The sequence below is a fragment of the Corallococcus sp. AB030 genome, from assembly GCF_003668965.1.
Taxonomy (GTDB): domain Bacteria; phylum Myxococcota; class Myxococcia; order Myxococcales; family Myxococcaceae; genus Corallococcus; species Corallococcus exiguus.
Genome location: NZ_RAWQ01000139.1, coordinates 1 through 17,789 on the forward strand (window position 1 = coordinate 1; position 17,789 = coordinate 17,789).

The 17,789-nt window shown below is 67.7% G+C and carries 18 protein-coding genes and 6 tRNA genes; 2 read left to right on the top strand and 22 right to left on the bottom strand.

The window, feature by feature from the left end; genetic code table 11:
* Positions 1–124: 124 nt before the first annotated feature.
* From clpX to D7Y15_RS28295, 5 genes are all read right to left on the bottom strand, one after another.
* Positions 125–1,408, bottom strand: a complete 1,284-nt coding sequence (gene clpX / locus D7Y15_RS28275; protein WP_014394869.1) for an ATP-dependent Clp protease ATP-binding subunit ClpX — start codon at positions 1,406–1,408, stop codon at positions 125–127.
* Between the two features lie 232 nt (positions 1,409–1,640).
* On the bottom strand, positions 1,641–2,261 hold the full coding sequence (gene clpP / locus D7Y15_RS28280) for an ATP-dependent Clp endopeptidase proteolytic subunit ClpP (protein WP_120557687.1): 621 nt from the start codon (positions 2,259–2,261) through the stop codon (positions 1,641–1,643).
* Between the two features lie 47 nt (positions 2,262–2,308).
* Positions 2,309–3,586, bottom strand: coding sequence for a trigger factor (tig, locus tag D7Y15_RS28285; RefSeq protein ID WP_120581453.1), 1,278 nt, complete (start codon positions 3,584–3,586; stop codon positions 2,309–2,311).
* A 103-nt stretch (positions 3,587–3,689) separates the two neighbouring features.
* A tRNA-Leu gene (locus tag D7Y15_RS28290) sits at positions 3,690–3,771 on the bottom strand.
* Between the two features lie 132 nt (positions 3,772–3,903).
* A tRNA-Lys gene (locus D7Y15_RS28295) sits at positions 3,904–3,976 on the bottom strand.
* A 333-nt stretch (positions 3,977–4,309) separates the two neighbouring features.
* Here D7Y15_RS28295 and bet point away from each other — a divergent pair.
* Positions 4,310–5,401: a phage recombination protein Bet gene (gene bet / locus D7Y15_RS28300; protein ID WP_121754522.1), complete on the top strand. Its 1,092-nt coding sequence runs from the start codon at positions 4,310–4,312 to the stop codon at positions 5,399–5,401.
* 89 nt (positions 5,402–5,490) lie between these two features.
* On the opposite strand, the gene D7Y15_RS28305 is transcribed toward bet, so the two are convergent.
* The 14 genes from D7Y15_RS28305 to D7Y15_RS28370 form a co-directional block, all read right to left on the bottom strand.
* Entirely contained in the window at positions 5,491–6,789 is a 1,299-nt protein-coding gene (locus tag D7Y15_RS28305) for a serine protease (protein ID WP_120581227.1), read from the bottom strand.
* A 180-nt stretch (positions 6,790–6,969) separates the two neighbouring features.
* Positions 6,970–7,043: transfer RNA gene (locus tag D7Y15_RS28310), tRNA-Arg, on the bottom strand.
* Positions 7,044–7,058: 15 nt separating this feature from the next.
* A tRNA-His gene (locus D7Y15_RS28315) sits at positions 7,059–7,132 on the bottom strand.
* Between the two features lie 94 nt (positions 7,133–7,226).
* Positions 7,227–7,300 (bottom strand) — tRNA-Arg (locus tag D7Y15_RS28320).
* Positions 7,301–7,339: 39 nt separating this feature from the next.
* A tRNA-Pro gene (locus tag D7Y15_RS28325) sits at positions 7,340–7,413 on the bottom strand.
* A 71-nt stretch (positions 7,414–7,484) separates the two neighbouring features.
* Positions 7,485–8,075, bottom strand: a complete 591-nt coding sequence (gene rdgB, locus D7Y15_RS28330; protein WP_121754523.1) for an RdgB/HAM1 family non-canonical purine NTP pyrophosphatase — start codon at positions 8,073–8,075, stop codon at positions 7,485–7,487.
* Positions 8,072–8,776: a ribonuclease PH gene (rph, locus tag D7Y15_RS28335; protein ID WP_120581229.1), complete on the bottom strand. Its 705-nt coding sequence runs from the start codon at positions 8,774–8,776 to the stop codon at positions 8,072–8,074. The genes rdgB and rph overlap by 4 nt, the downstream gene beginning before the upstream one ends.
* Before the next feature lie 48 nt (positions 8,777–8,824).
* Complete coding sequence (locus tag D7Y15_RS28340) at positions 8,825–9,598, bottom strand: N-acetylmuramoyl-L-alanine amidase (protein WP_233597497.1); 774 nt, start codon at positions 9,596–9,598, stop codon at positions 8,825–8,827.
* A gap of 96 nt (positions 9,599–9,694) precedes the next feature.
* Entirely contained in the window at positions 9,695–10,756 is a 1,062-nt protein-coding gene (selD, locus tag D7Y15_RS28345; protein WP_120581231.1) for a selenide, water dikinase SelD, read from the bottom strand.
* Between the two features lie 16 nt (positions 10,757–10,772).
* The gene (locus D7Y15_RS28350; RefSeq protein ID WP_120581232.1) at positions 10,773–11,717 is read right to left on the bottom strand and encodes a DUF4388 domain-containing protein; all 945 of its coding nucleotides are present in this window, start codon (positions 11,715–11,717) and stop codon (positions 10,773–10,775) included.
* 37 nt (positions 11,718–11,754) lie between these two features.
* The gene (locus tag D7Y15_RS28355) at positions 11,755–12,477 is read right to left on the bottom strand and encodes a lipopolysaccharide assembly protein LapB (RefSeq protein WP_014394857.1); all 723 of its coding nucleotides are present in this window, start codon (positions 12,475–12,477) and stop codon (positions 11,755–11,757) included.
* 37 nt (positions 12,478–12,514) lie between these two features.
* Positions 12,515–13,219, bottom strand: a complete 705-nt coding sequence (locus tag D7Y15_RS28360; protein ID WP_121754524.1) for a hypothetical protein — start codon at positions 13,217–13,219, stop codon at positions 12,515–12,517.
* The gene (locus D7Y15_RS28365) at positions 13,216–13,986 is read right to left on the bottom strand and encodes an outer membrane protein assembly factor BamD (RefSeq protein ID WP_120577033.1); all 771 of its coding nucleotides are present in this window, start codon (positions 13,984–13,986) and stop codon (positions 13,216–13,218) included. The genes D7Y15_RS28360 and D7Y15_RS28365 overlap by 4 nt, the downstream gene beginning before the upstream one ends.
* 12 nt (positions 13,987–13,998) lie before the next feature.
* Complete coding sequence (locus D7Y15_RS28370; protein WP_120577032.1) at positions 13,999–14,505, bottom strand: regulatory protein RecX; 507 nt, start codon at positions 14,503–14,505, stop codon at positions 13,999–14,001.
* 35 nt (positions 14,506–14,540) lie between these two features.
* Between D7Y15_RS28370 and D7Y15_RS28375 the strand changes: the two genes are divergently transcribed.
* A complete protein-coding gene (locus D7Y15_RS28375) occupies positions 14,541–15,278 on the top strand; it encodes a hypothetical protein (protein ID WP_120577031.1) in 738 nt (245 codons plus the stop codon).
* Between the two features lie 30 nt (positions 15,279–15,308).
* Here the strand turns inward: D7Y15_RS28375 and D7Y15_RS28380 are convergent, their stop codons facing one another.
* The 3 genes from D7Y15_RS28380 to rplM all read right to left on the bottom strand — a co-directional run bounded on the left by D7Y15_RS28380 (position 15,309) and on the right by rplM (position 17,726).
* Entirely contained in the window at positions 15,309–16,727 is a 1,419-nt protein-coding gene (locus D7Y15_RS28380; RefSeq protein WP_120577038.1) for a type IV pilus twitching motility protein PilT, read from the bottom strand.
* Positions 16,728–16,870: 143 nt separating this feature from the next.
* Positions 16,871–17,272, bottom strand: a complete 402-nt coding sequence (rpsI, locus tag D7Y15_RS28385; RefSeq protein ID WP_121754525.1) for a 30S ribosomal protein S9 — start codon at positions 17,270–17,272, stop codon at positions 16,871–16,873.
* A gap of 7 nt (positions 17,273–17,279) precedes the next feature.
* Positions 17,280–17,726: a 50S ribosomal protein L13 gene (rplM, locus tag D7Y15_RS28390; protein ID WP_120577030.1), complete on the bottom strand. Its 447-nt coding sequence runs from the start codon at positions 17,724–17,726 to the stop codon at positions 17,280–17,282.
* Positions 17,727–17,789 lie beyond the last annotated feature (63 nt).

Here is a 17,789-nt window from a genome sequence, read left to right on the forward strand (position 1 = left end):
TGAGCGTCTCGTGGGCTCGGAGATGTGTATAAGGGACAGGGGCGCGTCCCGGTCCAATGACCGTGACGCGCCCCGTCATCCCCATCAGGCCCTTGCGTGCCCCTAGAGGATGCTCCGCCTCAACTCAGGCGGATTCCTTCTTCGGCTCTGGCGTCTCCTTGTTGTCCTGCGAGTGCAGGACGACGGGCTCGCTCTTCTTGAGGATGACCTCCTCGGAGATGAGCACCTCGCGGGCCGTCTTGCGGGACGGGATTTCGTACATCACGTCCAGCATGGCCGTCTCCAGGATGGAGCGCAGGCCGCGAGCGCCCGCCTTGCGGCGGATGGCCTCCGACGCGATGGCCTTCAAGGCCCCGTCGGTGAACTTCAGCGACACGCCGTCCAGCTCGAAGAGCTTGCGGTACTGCTTGGTGAGTGCGTTCTTGGGCTCGCCCAGGATGTTCACGAGCGCGCCTTCGTCCAGCTCCTCCAGCGCGGTGATGATGGGCAGACGGCCGATGAACTCCGGAATCATGCCGAACTTGAGCAGGTCCTCCGGCTCCACGTGCTTGAGCAGCTCGCTCAGGTTGCGCTGCTTGCGCGACTGGATCTCCGCGCCGAAGCCCAGGCTGCGCCCACCCAGGCGCCGCTCGATCACCTGCTCCAGGCCGCCGAACGCGCCGCCGCAGATGAAGAGGATGTTGGTGGTGTCCACCTGCAGGAACTCCTGCTGCGGGTGCTTGCGGCCACCCTTGGGCGGGACGTTGGCCACCGTGCCTTCGATGATCTTCAGCAGCGCCTGCTGCACGCCCTCGCCGCTCACGTCGCGGGTGATGGAGGGGTTCTCCGACTTGCGGGCAATCTTGTCGATTTCGTCGATGTAGACGATGCCCCGCTGCGCGCGCTCGATGTCGTGGTCCGCGGCCTGGAGCAGGTTGACGATGATGTTCTCCACGTCCTCACCGACGTAGCCGGCCTCCGTGAGGCACGTGGCGTCCGCGATGGTGAAGGGGACGTTGAGGATGCGCGCCAGCGTCTGCGCGAGCAGCGTCTTGCCGGAGCCCGTGGGGCCGAGCAGCAGGATGTTGCTCTTCTGCAGCTCCACATCGTCCATGGCGACCTTGGACTCGATGCGCTTGTAGTGGTTGTGCACCGCCACGGAGAGCGTCTTCTTCGCGCGCTCCTGGCCCACCACGTACTCGTCCAGCACGGCCTTGATTTCAGAGGGCCGGGGGATGCGCAGCTTGGTGTCCTTGGTCTCCTCGCGGTCGATCTCCTCCGCGATGATGTCGTTGCACAGCCCGATGCACTCGTCGCAGATGTAGACCGTCGGGCCCGCGATGAGCTTCTTCACCTCCTTCTGCGACTTGCCGCAGAAGGAGCAGCAGAGGGTCTGGTTGTCTCGCTTCTCCACGTTCTTACCCGCCATGAAATCCCTCGCTGCGCCTGAAAGGCCCCAACCCGCTTCGCGTCCGGTCCCCTGCCCACACCAATCTAGTCAGCCCCCATCCGGAACGTCCACGCACCTTCCGGGTACTTAACAAGGGGAAAATACCGGTGATGGGAGAAAACAGAAGGCCGGAGGCGCGGGAGAAGATTCCCAGCACCCCCGGCCGCCGACCGGGTGGTTGACACCCCGGTCCGCTCGGATGTCGGTGTGTCTACTTCTTCTCTTCCGGCTTCACGCCCACGACCTTCCGGGGGTCCTGGATGGCGTCGAGGATGCCGTACGCCTTCGCCTCCGTGGCGCCCATGAAGTAGTCGCGGTCCGTGTCCTTCTCCACGCGCTCGATCGTCTGGCCGGTGTGCTTGACGATGAGCTCGTTGAGCTTGGCCTTCATGCGAAGGATTTCACGGGCCTGGATTTCGATGTCCGTCGCCTGGCCGCGCGCGCCGCCCAGCGGCTGGTGGATCATGATGCGGCTGGAGGGCAGCGAGTAGCGCTTGCCCTTCGCGCCGGCGAGCAGCAGCACCGCGCCCATGGAGGCCGCCTGCCCCACGCAGATGGTGGAGACGGGCGCCTTGACGTACTGCATCGTGTCGTAGATGGCCAGGCCCGCCGTCACCGAGCCACCGGGCGAGTTGATGTAGAGGTTGATGTCCTTGTCCGGGTCTTCGGACTCCAGGAACAGGAGCTGGGCGACGATGGCGTTGGCCACGTCATCGTCGATCTCCGTTCCCAGCATGACGATGCGGTCCTTCAGGAGCCGGCTGTAGATGTCGTACGAGCGCTCACCCCGGTGGGTCTGCTCGATGACGTAGGGGACGGGCATGAAGGGCATGTCGGATGGACCTCTAGAAGGAACTCAGAAGGCTTGAGGAAAAGACCTCAAGAATACTTCGCCCGGCCCTTGAGGAATTCAATCGTCTTTTCCTCGCGGAGTCGCAGAGACAACCCAAGGCGCTCGTCCGGGCCCTTGAAGTACTTCTTCACCTGGGCGACCGGCTGGTTGGCCTCGATGGCCAGGTCCTCGATGCGCTTCTCCACGTCCTCGTCGGACGCCTGGATGTTCTGCTGCTGGGCAATGGCCTCGAAGAGCAGCGTGCCCTTCACCTCCAGGGTGGCCTTCTCCCGCATCTCGTCACGCAGGCGGTTGAAGTCCAGGCCCAGCTGGCGCGGGTCGATGCCCTGGCGCTGCATCTGGCGGAAGGCGCCCTCCATCATGGAGTCGATGGCGCGCTCCACCATGGCGCGGGGCACGTCGAACGGGTTCTTCTCCAGCAGCGCCTTGATGAGCCCGTCACGCTCGTCCACGGTGGACTGGTTCTTCCGGGCCTTCTCCAGGTCCGAGCGGACCTTGGCGCGCAGCTCATCCACCGTCTGCGCGACGCCCGTCTGCTTGGCGAAGTCGTCGTTGAGCTCCGGCACCACCGCCTTCTTCAGCTCCTTGACGGTGATGTGGAAGACGGCCGTCTTCCCGCGGACCTCTTCGGCCTGGTAGTCCTGGGGGAAGGTGTACTCGACGTCCTTGGACTCGCCGACCTTCACGCCCGCCAGCTGCGGGATGTTGCCCTGGATGAGGTCGCCGTCCTGCACGCGCACGCCAATGCCGTCCGCCTTGCTGCCGGGGAACGCATTGCCGTCCACCTTCGCCTCGAAGTCGATGGTGACCTGGTCGTCCTGGGCCGCGGTGTCGCGGTCCGTGACGGGCTCGATGCGGCCCAGGTTCTGGCGCATGTTCTCGATCTGCTGGTTCACCGCGTCGTCAGCGACGGCGGTGTCCACCTTCGTGAGGGACAGGCCCTCGAAGTCCTTGGCCTCCACCTTCGGCTTCACCTCGACGCGGGCCTCGAAGCTGAAGGGGGCGTTGGGCTTGAGGCCGGAGTTGGTGACCTGGGGAGAGGCGACGGCCTCCACCTTGTGCTCGCGCACGGCGTCCAGGTAGGCCTTCTGCACGACGCGCTGGATGACGTCGTCCTCCACCTGCTCGCGGTACTTCTGCTCGAGGATGCGGCGGGGGACCTTGCCCTGACGGAAGCCGGGCATCTTCACCTGGCCGCTGAGCGCGGCGTACGCGCGGTTGAGCTCCTCAACGACGCGGGCGGAGTCGACCTCGATGGAGAGCTTCTTCTCGATGGGAGAGAGCTCTTCGACCTGGACCTTCATGCGGGCCTCGCTCGCCGCCTCCACGGGCTATACGTCCCGGGGCGGCAACCGGAAAGTGGGACGTGCGGCTTTAGGGGATAGGCACGAACGGGTCAACGCGAAATGGGCGAGGAGGGACTCGAACCCTCACACCTTGCGGTACCAGATCCTAAGTCTGGCGCGTCTACCAGTTTCGCCACCCGCCCGACGCGTCGCGCGACCGCCGTCCTACTCCGAAACGTCCGCGGACGACAGGGGCTTTCCCGAGCGGACCTCCCCGTCAGGGAGTGCCGGAAAAGACACAGGGCCCCTTCCGTTTCCAGAAGGGGCCCTGCGAGTGAGAGCGGAGGGAATCGAACCCACAACCTATGGATTAAGAGTCCATTGCTCTGCCAATTGAGCTACGCTCCCGGCTTTGCTTTCGGCCGCGTTGGCTTCGCGACGTCCGAGGTGGCGCGGTGAATACCGGTCGCCGCCCGCTCTGTCAAAACGTTTTTGCACCCCCCTCACATTCTCCGCGGTGGAACCGGATGCCCGGCGTGCGGCCGGCCGTCCCCGCGTCCGGGAAGCGATGCGAAGGGCCTGCCCGGCTCGCATGTTGATCCACGCCTCGGGTCGCGCTGCAGGCCTGTAGCAGGGGGACCGTCCAGGCCCCTGCTCCACGGGTCGTGCGCCGTGTGCCCGGGCAACCATGTGGGCGGGCGAGGGTCGTCCGCCTTTTCGAGCGGTGCTGGAGACACAGTGATGGATGCGAATGTGAAGGCGGAAGGAACGACGTCGCCGCAGGGCGCGGCCTGGAACCGGGAGCGGGTGGACCTGGTGAAGCGGACCATCTGCCCCCGGGGAATCAGCGAGGACGAGTTCGCCCTCTTCATCGAGCAGTGCAAGCGCAGCGGGTTGGATCCGCTCCTCAAGGAAGCGTTCTGCGTGGCGCGCCGGCAGAACGTGGGCAACCGGGAGCGGCCCAACTGGGTGACGAAGTACGAGTTCCAGCCCTCGGAGGCGGGGATGCTCGCCCGGGCGGAGCGCTTTCCGGACTTCAAGGGCATCCAGGCGAGCGCGGTGTTCGCCGAGGACGAAATCGTCGTGGACCAGGGCAAGGGCGAAGTGGTGCACCGCTTCAACCCGGCCAAGCGCAAGGGCGCCCTGGTGGGTGCCTGGTCGCGAGTGGTGCGCGAGGGGAAGCTGCCCGTCGTCGTGTGGCTCGACTTCTCCGGCTACGTCCAGCAGACGCCGCTGTGGGCCAAGATTCCCACGACGATGATCGAGAAGTGCGCGCGCGTGGCGGCGCTGCGCAAGGCGTACCCGGAGGCCTTCGGCGGACTGTACGTGCGCGAGGAGATGCCGGCCGAGGAGTACGACGCGCACGACGAACCCGCGCCCGCCTCCGGTTCCTATGAGGTGCTGGGCTCGAAGCCGGGCCCGGTGAAGGCGTCCTTCCCCACCCTGGCTCCGGCCCCCGCCCCCGCGGAAGCCGCCAAGGCGGTGGAGACGGCGCGGACGATGGAGAAGGAGGAGGCGCGGCTCGACGTGGACGTGCCGCTGGCGCCGGCCACGACGGTGGCGGCGGTGCCCGTGTCCCAGACGCCCGAGCGTTCGAAGGCGAGCGCGGTGGTGGTGGCGTTCGGCCCCCACAAGGGAAAGACGACGTCCGAGCTGTCCGACGACGAGCTGAGCGAGACCATCGACCTGGCTCACGAGAAGCTGATGGAGCAGCCCCGGGCCCGTTGGGCGAAGGCCATGCGCGAGAACCTCACCGCGCTGGAGGCGGAGACGGAGCTGCGCTGCCAGGCGCCGTCCTCCAAGGACCGCGCCGGGACGAACCCGGAGGCCTGAGGCCGCGTCATTCGCTGAGCTGAAGAACGCCCGCGTTCCCGAAGAGGGGACGCGGGCGTCTTGCTACACGTTGGCGGCCTCGATGCGGCTCACGGCGTCAGGTTGTAGAACATGCCACTCCCAGGCAGATTGTAGACGTAGACGGGAAAGGTGACTTCCGAGACCTGAGCGCCCACAAACCCTGTCGTGCGGTACGAGGCCGGCAGCTGGAAGCGGAAACCATGGGCTCCCGTGAGGCCGAACTCCTGGTTGATGTCCGTCCGGACTTGATCCGTCAGAACGGTGAGCGTCGTAGCGGCAGGGGGGAAGGTCGTGCGGGTGATGTTGATCGAGACCGTGACCGGGGCCTCCGGCGTCCTGCGGTCGAAGATCCACCCTGACACCCAGCCCGCGCTGTCGATGCTTTCCAGCGCACCCTTGTGCTTGAAGCAGAGGCGATCGCTGGTGAAGCCGGGCGTTGCGCAGAGGTCATTCAACACGAGCCGGATGGGGTAGGCGGAGCCGGTATAACTCGACAGCACCCGGTTCACCACGTTGCAGGTCCCCCCAGGGCCCGGCACGTAGTCATCCCCGCCCCGGCCGGCATAGAGGACGCCCGCGACGGTGTAGCCCGACAGATCGTACACCGCGCTTCCTGAGTTCCCACCGAATGCATCCAGGGACGCTGCGATCTTGGTGGACGTGGTGTCCGCGTGCAGGACCCCTGCCGCGTCGATCTTCAGCGGCATCCCCGAAGGCGAACCAATCATTCCCATGGGGTGACCCACGGGGAATGGATTGTTGCCGAAGGCAACCCGCGCCGGCTTGAACCGGGGCGTCGCGGCACGATTCAATCGGATGACCGCGTAGTCGTTGACCCAGGCAGCTCCCTTGACAATGACACTCGAGCACTGGAATGCATCCGCGCTCGTCATGGGGGGAATGTACCCGGTGAAGGTGTGGTAGTAGCCAAAGACCCAGCTCCCATCGCAGATGGAGCTCAGGCAATGCGCCGCGGTCAGCACGACGTCGTCGTCGATGAGCACGCCCGAGCAATCCGCCAACGTCGGGTCGCTCAGGAAGCGCTCACTGGGGCAGAGATTCTTCGCGGTCCCCAGCGGTGTGCTCGCGGCCAGCTGGGCCGCGGTAGGTGCCCCCCCTGTGTACATCCGGCTGGGCGTTGAATTCATCGCAAGGTCCAGCAGGTTGATATTCGCCGTCCCATAGACATCCACGCGATCATCCGTGAAGTCCGTGAGCGCCGATTCACTGGCTTTCGGATTGGCTGGCGCCAGGGTTGGGGCGCTTTCAGGTCCGCACGCAACCGTGCTGAAAGCAGACACCGCGACCACGAACCTCGCAACACATCGCCACGCGTCCCAACGCCTGGCGTTCGTCTTGTTTGTCATATGCCCCTTCTACGAAAGATGAGGCGCCTTTTAGACAAACCAGACGTCGATGACAGGAATTATTTCCCCGTGAACGATTCCAGTGCCGCACGGGGTGCGGTGGATGCGTTTGGACTGTGGGGAACCGAAGCGCGGAGCCGGGAGGCGGCGTCTGACGCGGCTTCAAGAGGGTTGAGACAGTGCGCCCAGAGGGACTTGAACCCCCAACCCTCGGCTTCGAAGGCCGATGCTCTATCCAGTTGAGCTATAGGCGCGGGGAAGCAAAGAAGGGCGAATGACCGGGATCGAACCGGCAACCTCCGGAGTCACAGTCCGGCGCTCTAACCAGTTGAGCTACATTCGCCGTCACTTCGCACGTCTCACGGCGTTGCTGCGGCGGTCTCCTACCGTGGAAACCGGGGCTGTTCAAGGCCCAAAACCACCGGCCAGCAGATTAGCGCCCCAGGCAGGGCTCGAACCTGCGACCCCCGACTTAGAAGGTCGGTGCTCTATCCAGCTGAGCTACTGGAGCTGGCCGGTCCTCACTGCTGAAACATCACGGCACTTCAAATCGGGGCGAGAGGATTCGAACCTCCGACCCCCTGCGCCCAAGGCAGGTGCGCTACCAGGCTGCGCTACGCCCCGAGAAGTGCTGCATTCTTCGCCTAACGCGGACGGACGCGCAAGCTTGCTCTTCCTGACGCCCGCCCGGCCGGTCAAAGCGCCAACAGATGGCGCCTCATCAACTGGAAGGCCCGGGCCCGGTGCGACACCCGCGACTTCTCCTCCGGCGCCAGCTCCGCCATGGAGCGCCCGCCCTCCCCCTCCACCTGGAACACGGGGTCGTAGCCGAAGCCGTTCGTCCCCTTCGGAGCCCGCAGGATGACGCCCTCGCAGCGGCCCACCTCCACCCGGGCCTCGTCACCCCTCCCCGTCACCAACGCCAGGGCGCAGCGGAAGGACGCGGTGCGTTTTTCATCCGGCACGTCCGCCAGCTCGGTGAGGAGCTTCTCGTACCGGGCCTTGTCGTCCCCCGGCGCGTACCGGGCGGAAAGCACGCCGGGCTGTCCGTCCAGCGCGTCCACGAACAGCCCGGAGTCGTCCGCCAGCGCGGGCAGGCCGGTGGCCTTCGAGTACTCGCGGGCCTTCTTCACCGCGTTCCCCTCGAGGGTGTCGGCGTCCTCCACGGGCTCGGGGATGGGGGGCAGGTCCTTGAGGGACACCACCTCCACCGCGTCTCCCACGAGCGCGCGCAGCTCACGCAGCTTGCCGGCGTTGCCGGTGGCGAAGAGCAGCTTCGGCTTCATCCCAGCACCTTCGCCTGCGCGGCGGCGAGCTGTTGGATGGCGGCCAGGCCCCCGTCCAGCATCGCGTCCATCGACTTGCGGTCGAAGAGCTTGTGCTCGGCGGTGCCCTGCACCTCCACGATGCGGCCGTCGCCCGTGGCCACGAGGTTCAGGTCCACCTCCGCGGTGGAGTCCTCGTCGTAGTCCAGGTCCACGCGCACCTCGCCGTTCACCACACCCACGGACACCGCGGCCAGCGGCGTGAGGCCCTTCAGCAGGCCCGGCTTGTTGAGCGAGCGCATGGCCATCACCAGCGCCACGTACGCGCCGGTGATGGACGCGGTGCGCGTGCCGCCGTCCGCCTGGATGACGTCACAGTCCAGCGTGAAGGTGCGCACGCCCAGCGCCTGCAGGTCCACCGACGCACGCAGGGCACGGCCGATGAGCCGCTGGATCTCCATGGTGCGGCCGGACTGCTTGCCCTTGGCGGCCTCGCGCGCGCCGCGGGTGTGCGTGGCGCGCGGGAGCATGCCGTACTCGGCCGTCACCCAGCCCGAGCCCTTGCCCATCAGGTGCGGCGGGACGCGGTCCTCCACCGAGCAGGTGACGAGTACCTTGGTGTGGCCGAACTCCACCTGGACGGAGCCCTCCGCGTAGCGGTTGACGTTGGGCGTGAGGGTGACAGGCCGGAGGTCCAGCGCACCACGGTTGAACGAACGCACGGGGAAAGGCTCCTGACAGGGAGGGACAGGCGAAGCCCCCACGCTTTATCAGGGCGCGGTGGATCCAGCCACCGGTTGCGAGGGCGAGGAGTCCCGCCGCCGCGTCTCCCGGAGGAAGGCCTGCACCCCGTCCGCGATGGCCTCCGCCAGCGTCTCCTGGTACGCGGCCTTCCCCAGCCGCGCGCCCTCCTGCGGGTGGGAGATGAAGCCCACTTCAATCAGCACCGCCGGCGCCTCCACGCCCGTGAGGACGAAGAAGGGCGCCTGCTGCACGCCCCGGTCCGCCGCGCCGCTCTTCGACACCAGCCGCGGGTGGATGGCGTAGGCCAGCCGGGACGCATCCGAGTGCGCCTCCGTGCGCGCCAGGTCATCCAGGATGAAGGCCAGCGTGGAGTGTCCACGCGCCGCACGGGCCGTGGGGGCTTCCGCGTTCTCTCGGTCCGCCACCGCGCGCGCCGCCTCACCGGAGGCGTTGGCGGAGAGGAAGTACGTCTCGATGCCCTCGGTGCGCTCGCGCAGCCGCTTCGTGGGCATGGAGTTGGCGTGGATGGAGAGGAAGAGGTCCGGCCGCTGGATGTTGGAGAACTCCACCCGCTCCGACAGCGCCATCAGCGTGTCGCGGTCACGCGTGAGGAACACCTCGCTGCCCGCGGCCTCCAGCTTGTCGCGCAGGCGCTGGGCAATCTGGAGCGCGACCTCCTTCTCCCAGATTTCGCCGGGCCCCTTCGCGCCCTCCTTCGCCCCGCCATGTCCCGGGTCGATGACGATGCGAGCGCCGCGCTCCCCCGCTCCGGCGAGGGCCGGCAGGAGGCACGCGAGCATGACGAGACCGAGAGGGAAGCGGCGCGGCGACATTCGCGCAGGGATGTTAGCGGAGGCCCGGCCCGGAGGCGAAATCCGCTCCCGGACGCGGTCGCCTCAGCCGATGACGTCGATGCCGGGGCGGCCCGCCTGCACTTCGCCGATGAGGGCCGCGTCCACGCCCGCCTTCTCCAGCGCCTGGATGGCCTTGAGCGCATGGCGCGCGGGCACACTGGCCAGGAGGCCGCCGTTGGTCTGCGCATCCGCGAGCAGCCACTGGATGTGCTCCGGCAGCCCTTCCGGAAACGTCACCTGCTTCTTCACGTGGGCGAGGTTCGTCTTCGTGCCGCCTGGAATCACACCGGCCTCCGCCAGCGCGGGCACCTCCGCGATGAGCGGGATGCGCTCCAGGTCCACCGCCGCGCGCGTCTTCGCGCCGTTCATCATCTCCAGCAGGTGGCCCAGCAGGCCGAAGCCCGTCACGTCCGTGAGCGCGTTCACCTTGAACGCACCCGACGCGAACACCTCACCGGCCGCCTTGTTGAGCGTGGCCATCTGCGCCGTCACGCGCTTCGTCAGCGCCTTGGACGCGAGGCCCCGCTTGATGGCGGTGGTGGCGATGCCCGTGCCCACGGGCTTGGTGAGCAGCAGCACGTCCCCCGGCTTCGCGCCCGCGTTGGTGAGCACCTTCTTCGGGTGCACCACGCCGGTGACGGCCATGCCGAACTTGGGCTCCGGGTCGCGGATGCTGTGGCCGCCGAGGATGGGGATGCCCGCCTCGTCCGCCTTGGACTGGCCGCCCGCGAGAATCTTCTGCAGCGTCTTGAGCGGCAGTTCGTCCGGGAAGCACACCAGGTTGAGCGCGAACAGCGGCTTCGCGCCCATGGCCCAGATGTCCGACAGGGCGTTGGCCGCGGCGATGGCGCCGAACTGGAACGGGTCGTCCACGAGCGGCGGAAAGAAGTCCACCGTCTCCACCACGGCCATGCCCGGCGCCACCTGGTACACGGCGGCGTCGTCATTCGTGTTGAATCCCACCAGGGCCCGGGGATGAGACGTCTTCCCCTTCAGCCCGCCCAGGACCTTCGCCAGGTCCCCCGCCTTGAGCTTCGCCGCGCAGCCCGCGCAGTGGCTCATCTCGGTGAGGCGCTTGGCCTTCACCGGTTTCTCGCCCGCCATGGTGTTCCCCCGCGCCCTACTCCGCGCGCACGTAGTCGCGCTTCATGAGCTGCACCACCGTTTCGGCGGTGAGCACGTCGTCGCCATCCGAGTGGTCCAGCACGCCGCCCAGTGAGCCGTGGTTGTGCACCAGCTGCAGCACGTCCAAATGCTCCGGCGTCAGTTCCTTCAAGGGCGCCGTCAGCGGCTGCGCGATGCGCAGCGCCGTGGCCATGGGCGGCAGGTTCGGCTGCAGCCGCTTGAACTCGTCCAGCTGCCGCAGGGCGTCCATCAGGAGCGCTTCGGTGGAGGAGTCCAGCTCCACCATGAACTCCTGCGAGTCCGCCGGGCGCAGCTCGAAGTCACCCTCTTCCCAGGTGACGATGCGGTTGAAGCTCTTCTGCGGGCCCAGGTTGTGGTTGTCGTCGATGACCGCGTAGTACACGCGGCCCTGGCGCAGGTAGATGCGACCCTCGTGGGCGTTGTTCACCACGAGCACGCCGTTCTTCTTGGACGTGTGGAAGAGCTGGAGCAGGTCCGGGAGGGGAATCTCCTCAATCTTCCCCGTCATGGAGCTGGCCTTGGTGGTCCGCGCGGCCTGTGCGGCGGCGGCCTCCTCCAGCTTCTGCTTCACGACGCTCTCGTCCACGGCGGCGCTCTCCGCGCCCTGGTGCACGAGCTTGAGGATGGAGGTCCCGATGAGGATGCGGTCCCCCTCCTTCAGCTTGGCCTGCTTGACCTTCTCGCCGTTGACGAAGGTGCCGTTGGTGGACCCCAGGTCCTCGATGGTGATGGCTCCGTCGGAGAACAGGATCTTCGCGTGCTTGCGCGAGACCATGTCCTCCACGAGCACCATGTCCAACTCGCTCGACCGTCCGACGACGATCTGCTTGTTGGCCTTCAGCGGGAACTCACCGCCCTGGTACTTCCCGGAGATGAACTTGAGGGCAAAGGACTTCGCCGTACCGCCAGGAGTGCTCACGGTGCCGCGACCTCGATGATGGAAGTTGCCATGGTGCTCAACCCGTTACTTCCGCCTTGCCCGGGTCCTTCACCAGGTTGAGGTACATCTGCGCGCTCTTGTTGCCGGGGCTGCGCACGAGCACGTCTTCCCAAACCTTCACCGCCTCGTCACGGCGTCCCGCCGAGTACAGGGCGATTCCATAATTGATCCGTCCAGGAATGTACGACGGATTCTGCGCGATGACCTGTTCGTACTCCGCCAGGGCCGCCGCATTGTCGCCGGCGTCCCTCAGGGCATTGCCCAGCTTCAGGCGGATGTCCACGAACTCCGGGAAGTGGGCCAGCGCGCGGCGGTACTCTTCAATGGCCTTGGCCCACACGCCACTGGAGGCGAACACGTCGCCAATGTCGGCGTACATGTTGGCCACCTTCTTCATGACGTAGGGGTCCAGTTCGCCGGGGGCGCCCTTCTGGCGGGACAAGGCGGCCTGGTAGACCTCCTTCGCCTCCGCGTACTTCCCCATGTCGTTGTAGATGACCGCCAGGTTGAGCGCGGCCTCGGTGTACGCGGGGTTGAGCCGCAGCGCGGACTCAAAGGCCCGCTGCGCCCGGGCGAACTGGCCCTGGTCGTGGTAGATGATGCCGAGCATGTTGTAGACGTCGGCGAAGGTCGGATTCTGCTCGACCACCTTCGTCAAGAACTGCTCGGCCTGGGCGTACTGCTTCTTCTCGAAGGAGCCGCGCCCGAGGGTCAGTAGCTGCTTGAGGGCTTCGTCCATGACTCGGCCCGCGCGGGCCCCTGCCTCCTCGGGAAGCCTACATCAGCCCGGGCGAAAACAAGAATTGATCGCCCTCGCGCACGAGCAAAAGCGGTCGCTCACCCCGGGTGTCCACCGGCCGGGCCGGGAGATCGCCCTCCAACCGGTAGTGCTCCGTCACCGTCACCTCGTCCCGCTCCAGGCGCGCGTACCACGCCTGGACCGTCAGCCGCCGCTTGCTCAAGGGGGCCACCTCCGCCCACGCCCGCCCCGCGCCGCCGTCCCCTCCCGGGCCCGCCAGCCGTGACAGCGCCTCCGGCCGCCCTTGCGCCAGGGCCTGCCGCCGCGCCTCCAGCGCAGCCACCACCGCCACCAGCCGCGGCGCCACCGAGGACGTGGGCTTCCACCGGCCGGACGCTCGGGTGAAGGCCACCGCCTCCACGCCGGCGGTGCTGACCGTGGTGGCGCCCAGCGCGCCCTCGAAGTCCAGCGTGGCGAAGGCCTCCGCGCGCTGGCCATCCGGCGCCACGGAGACGGAGATGCGGGCGTACTGGAGCTTCCGGGAGACGAGCGGAGCCTGTGCACCGGGCACGGGCAGGGACACGCCGTCGTGCTCGGCCTGCTTCAGGGTGGTGATGATCTCCGCTTCCGGTCCGGCGGCCGCGCCCAGGAGGCGCGAGCCGAGGAACAGGAGGACGCAGGCGGCGGCGAGCACGGCGATGCCGATGCCCCCCAGCCGGCCCCAGTCCTCCGAGCGCCTCACGAGCCCAGCATCTTCTGGGCACGCTGGGCGGCGGGCGTGCCCGGCAGGCGCTTGACGACTTCCCGCAGCGTGTTCTGGGCGCGCTCCGTGTCGTTGAGCTTCACGTACGCGTTGTGGAGGTCGAAGAGGGCCTCCTCCTCCAGCGGCGTGCCCGGGTAGTCCTTGAGCAGCCCCTCCAGGCGCTGGGCCACGGCCTTCCAGCGCTCGCGCTTCGCGTAGAAGGACGCGACGTAGAGTTCATGGCGCGCCAGGCGCTGGCGGGCGTCATTCCGGTGCGCCGTGGCGTCCTTCACGTACTGCGAATCCGGGTACTGGCGCAGGAAGACGTTCATGGCCCGGAGCGCGTCGTACATGGGCTTCTGCTCCTTCTCGTAGGAAGGCGGCAGGGCGAAGAACTCCGAGGGGAACTCCTGCACGTAGGAGAGGGCCGCGCGGTAGGCGGCGTAGTCCACCTTGGGGTGCGTGGGGTGCAGCCGCATGAAGGAGTCGAACTTCTCGCGCGCCTCCGGGTACATCTCCCGGGCGAAGTCCAGGTCCGCCAGCTTCAGCTCCGCCTCGCGCGCAGCCTCCAGGTAGGGGAACTTGGCGCGGACGTGGTCGAAGTACTTCTCCGCCTTGAAGTAGTCGTTGTCCTCCATGGCGGCCTCGCCCAGCGCCAGGTTCTCCGCGGCCATGGTGGCGTAATCAGGCTCGCCCGCGGGCCCCGCGGAGAGGGCGGCACAGGCGGACAACATCAGGGCGGACAGGACGAGGACGACGGAGCGCATCACGCCTCCAAACTATTCGTCCTGCCCGGAGGGGTCCAGCGAAGGTTCTCCCACCAGCCGGGTCACGATGTCCGGCGCGAAACCCCGGCTGAGCAAAAGCCGCCCCGCCCTCGCCTGCTCCTTCGCGTCCAGCGGGCGGCCAGCCAGGCGCCGACGCTCCAGCACCTGCCGTGCGGCCTCCAGCGCGTCGAAGCCCACCGCGTCCTTGGCCTCCGACAGTGCCCGCCGTGCCTCCGTGCCCTCCAGCCCGTGGGCCTGGAGCCGTTGAAGCACGGCCCGGGGGCCCAGCTTGCCCCTGCCCAGCAGGGCCTGGGCGCGTTCACGCGCGAACTTCGCGTCGTCCAGGTAGCCCCACTCCGCGAGGCGGGCGAGCACCGCTTCGCGCACGGATTCGGAGAAGCCCTTGCGCTCCAGGGCGAGCGACAGCTCATGCCGGCTGCGGCCGCGCGCCTTGAGCAGGCGCAGGCAGGCATCGGTGGCGCGCTGGACAGCCTCGGGGCCTTCGGGCTCGTCAACCATCGCGGAGTCCCTACCATGTGGTAACAGGCCCCGCCATGCACCCCATCCTCGCCCGCTTCCTCACCGCAGACGCCGCCAGGGAAACGCTCCGCAAGGAGAAGGCGGGGGAACCGCTGACTCCGGAGGAGCAGCACTTCGCGACCGCCGCGAACGCCAACCCCAGGCAGAAGGCCATGCTGCAGGGCGTGAGCGGACGCGCGCTGTCCTCCGACGCCCAGGCCGCGCTGGTGCTACTGGCCGCGCACGCCGCCGCCCGCGCGCTCACGCAGGACGAGTCCCTGTCCGCCGCGACGCAGAAGGCGCGCGAGGCGCTGAAGGAGGAGGGCGCGAGCGACGAGGAGTCGGACTCCTTCCTCGCGTCCATCCTGCTGGAGGAGGCCTTCGGCTACGAGCAGGAGGTGGACAACTTCGACGCGGACTACGTGAAGGAGTCCCTGGGGGAAGTGCCCGCCCTGGCCGCGCTGTCCAAGGAGTCCGTGGACGCGCTGTTCCTCGCGTTCGCCAAGGCCGCGCCCAACGACGCGGACCGCAAGGCGCGCGAGCACATGGCGCGGGCGCTGTTCGACATCGCCTGGGCGGAAGGCCCCACGTCCATCAATCCGGAGCACCTGGAGACGCTGCTCGACAACGAGGTCCTCCAGGAGTCCGACGAGGCGCAGGACGCGCGCGTGCGCGCCACCGTGTCGCTGCTCCAGACGCTGGCGCACCAGGGGCTCATCGGGCCCATGCGCCTCAGCCGGCTGCGTGCGCAGCTGGGGGACGACGACGCCTGAGCGGCGCCCTCCCCCTTCGCACCGGGTTTCCTAGAAGCGTTCGATCTGGAAGTCGTCGTCGCCGCCAGCCGCCGGAGCGGGCGCGGCCACCGGGGCGGGCGTGGGCGGACGGGCCGCCACCTGCGGAGGCAGCGGCCGGCCCTGGACGACGCCGGGCGGCGGAGTAGCGGGACGCGGCGCCGCGACGCCGGGCGGAGGCGTCATGGGCCGGGCGGCCATGGGCGCTCCGGGGCGCGGGGCCTGGGGAACCGGCGCGGGCGTGGGCGCCACGGGGGCAGCCTGCGCGGGCGCGCCCTTCTGCGCGAAGGACGCCGAGCCCGGGATGGGACGCTCCTCGCCGGCCTTGGCGTCGAAGTTGTCCCACTTCGAGTCGGACGTGCCGCTGATGCCAGAGAAGCGCAGCGCGAAGTCGTCCGGGTTGCTGGCCTGACGGTGGGCCTCTTCGTAGGTGACCAGGCCGTTGCGCACCAGGCTCATCAGCGACTGATCGAACGTCTGCATCCCGTAGGAGTCCGTGCCCTGCGAGATGGCGTCGTGGATCTCCTTCGTGCGGTCCTTGTCCTCGATCATCTCGCGCACGCGCGCGGTGACGCGCAGCACCTCCACCGCCGCCACACGGCCCTTGCCGTCCGCGCGCGGAACGAGGCGCTGGCTCACCACGCCGCGCAGCACGCTGGAGAGCTGCAGGCGCACCTGCTTCTGCTGGTGCGGGGGGAACGCGGACACGATGCGGTTGATGGTCTCCGTGGCGTCCAGCGTGTGCAGCGTGGACATCACCAGGTGGCCCGTCTCCGCGGCGTGGAGCGCCGTTTCGATGGTCTCGTGGTCGCGCATTTCGCCCACCAGGATGACGTCCGGGTCCTGGCGCAGCGCTGACTTCAAGGCCTGCGAGAAGCTCATCGTGTCCACACCCACTTCGCGCTGGTTCACGATGGAGCGCTTGTCGCGGATGAGGAACTCGATGGGGTCCTCGATGGTCATGATGTGGTTGGTTTCGTTGGAGTTGATGTAGTCGATCATCGCCGCCAACGTCGTGGACTTGCCGGAGCCCGTGGTGCCCGTCACCAGCACCAGGCCGCGCTCCTCGCCGCACACCTTCTCCAACACCGGGGGCAACAGCAGGTCCTTCATCGTCATCACCTTGAAGGGGATGACGCGGAGCACGGCGCCCACCGTGCCGCGCTGCTGGAAGACGTTCACGCGGAAGCGGCCCAGGCCCGGCACTCCGTAGGCCAGGTCCACTTCGTTGCTGACCTTGAACTTCTCCTTCTGGAACTCGTTCATGATGCCGAACGCCATGCGCGCCACCTCCTCCGGAGGCAGGCGGCGGCCGTCCTTGAGCGGCACCAGCGAACCATCCACGCGGAACATGGGCGGCAGGCCCGCCTTCAGGTGGATGTCGGAGGCTCCGCCGCGCAGGGCGATCTGCAGGATTTCGTTGAGTTCCATGAGGGTGCCGGGATGGTAGCAGAACGCCCGCGCGCGTCGCGACGGGGCGACGCCCACCCGCTTGCCCGCAAAGCACGACGGCGGAGGCTTCCCGAAGGAAACCCCCGCCGACGAACGGCCGGACAGCTGGCCGACAAGCGTGATTAGCGCTTGGAGAACTGGAACCGACGACGGGCGCCGGGCTGGCCGTACTTCTTGCGCTCGACCGCGCGAGCATCGCGGGTGAGGAAGCCGGCCTTCTTCAGCGCCGGACGGAACTCCGGGTTGAAGGCGCACAGCGCGCGCGCGATGCCGTGACGGATGGCACCGGCCTGGCCAGAGAGGCCGCCGCCGCGCACGTTGACCGTGACGTCGAGCTTGCCCTTCTGCTCCAGGATCTCCAGCGGCTGGTTGAGCACCATCTTCGACGTCTCACGGCCGAAGTACTCGTTGATGTCGCGGCCGTTGATGACGACAGCGCCGCTGCCAGGACGCAGCCAGACGCGAGCGGTGGCCTCCTTGCGGCGGCCCGTGGCGTAGAAACCGAGTTCAGGATTGATCGCCATGGTTGTCTTACGCCTCGACCTTGAACGCCACCGGCTTCTGCGCGGTGTGCGGATGAGTGTCACCAGCATACACCTTGAGCTTCGTCATCATCTGACGGCCCAGGGCATTGCGGGGCAGCATGCGGCGCACGGCGTTGAGGATGATGTCCTCAGGGTGACGCTGGCGCAGCTTCTGGAGGTTGGTGATCTTCAGGGCACCCGGGAAACCGGCGTACGGGTGACGGTAGTACTGCTTGTCCGTCTCCTTCGTGCCCGTCACCTTCACCTTGTCGGCGTTGATGACGATGACGTGGTCACCCGTGTCGATGGACGGGGTGTACGTCGGCTTGTGCTTGCCCTTCAGGAGGGTGGCGATCTGACTGGCGGCGCGACCAAGCACCTTGTCGGACACGTCGATGACGTGCCACTGGCGCTTGATGTCCCCAGCCTTGGCGCTGTAGGTCTTCTGCGACATTTCGTGCACTCCAGACTTCGGCGCGGCGCCCAGGTGCATGCCAGGGGCCGCGTGCTCGTGCGT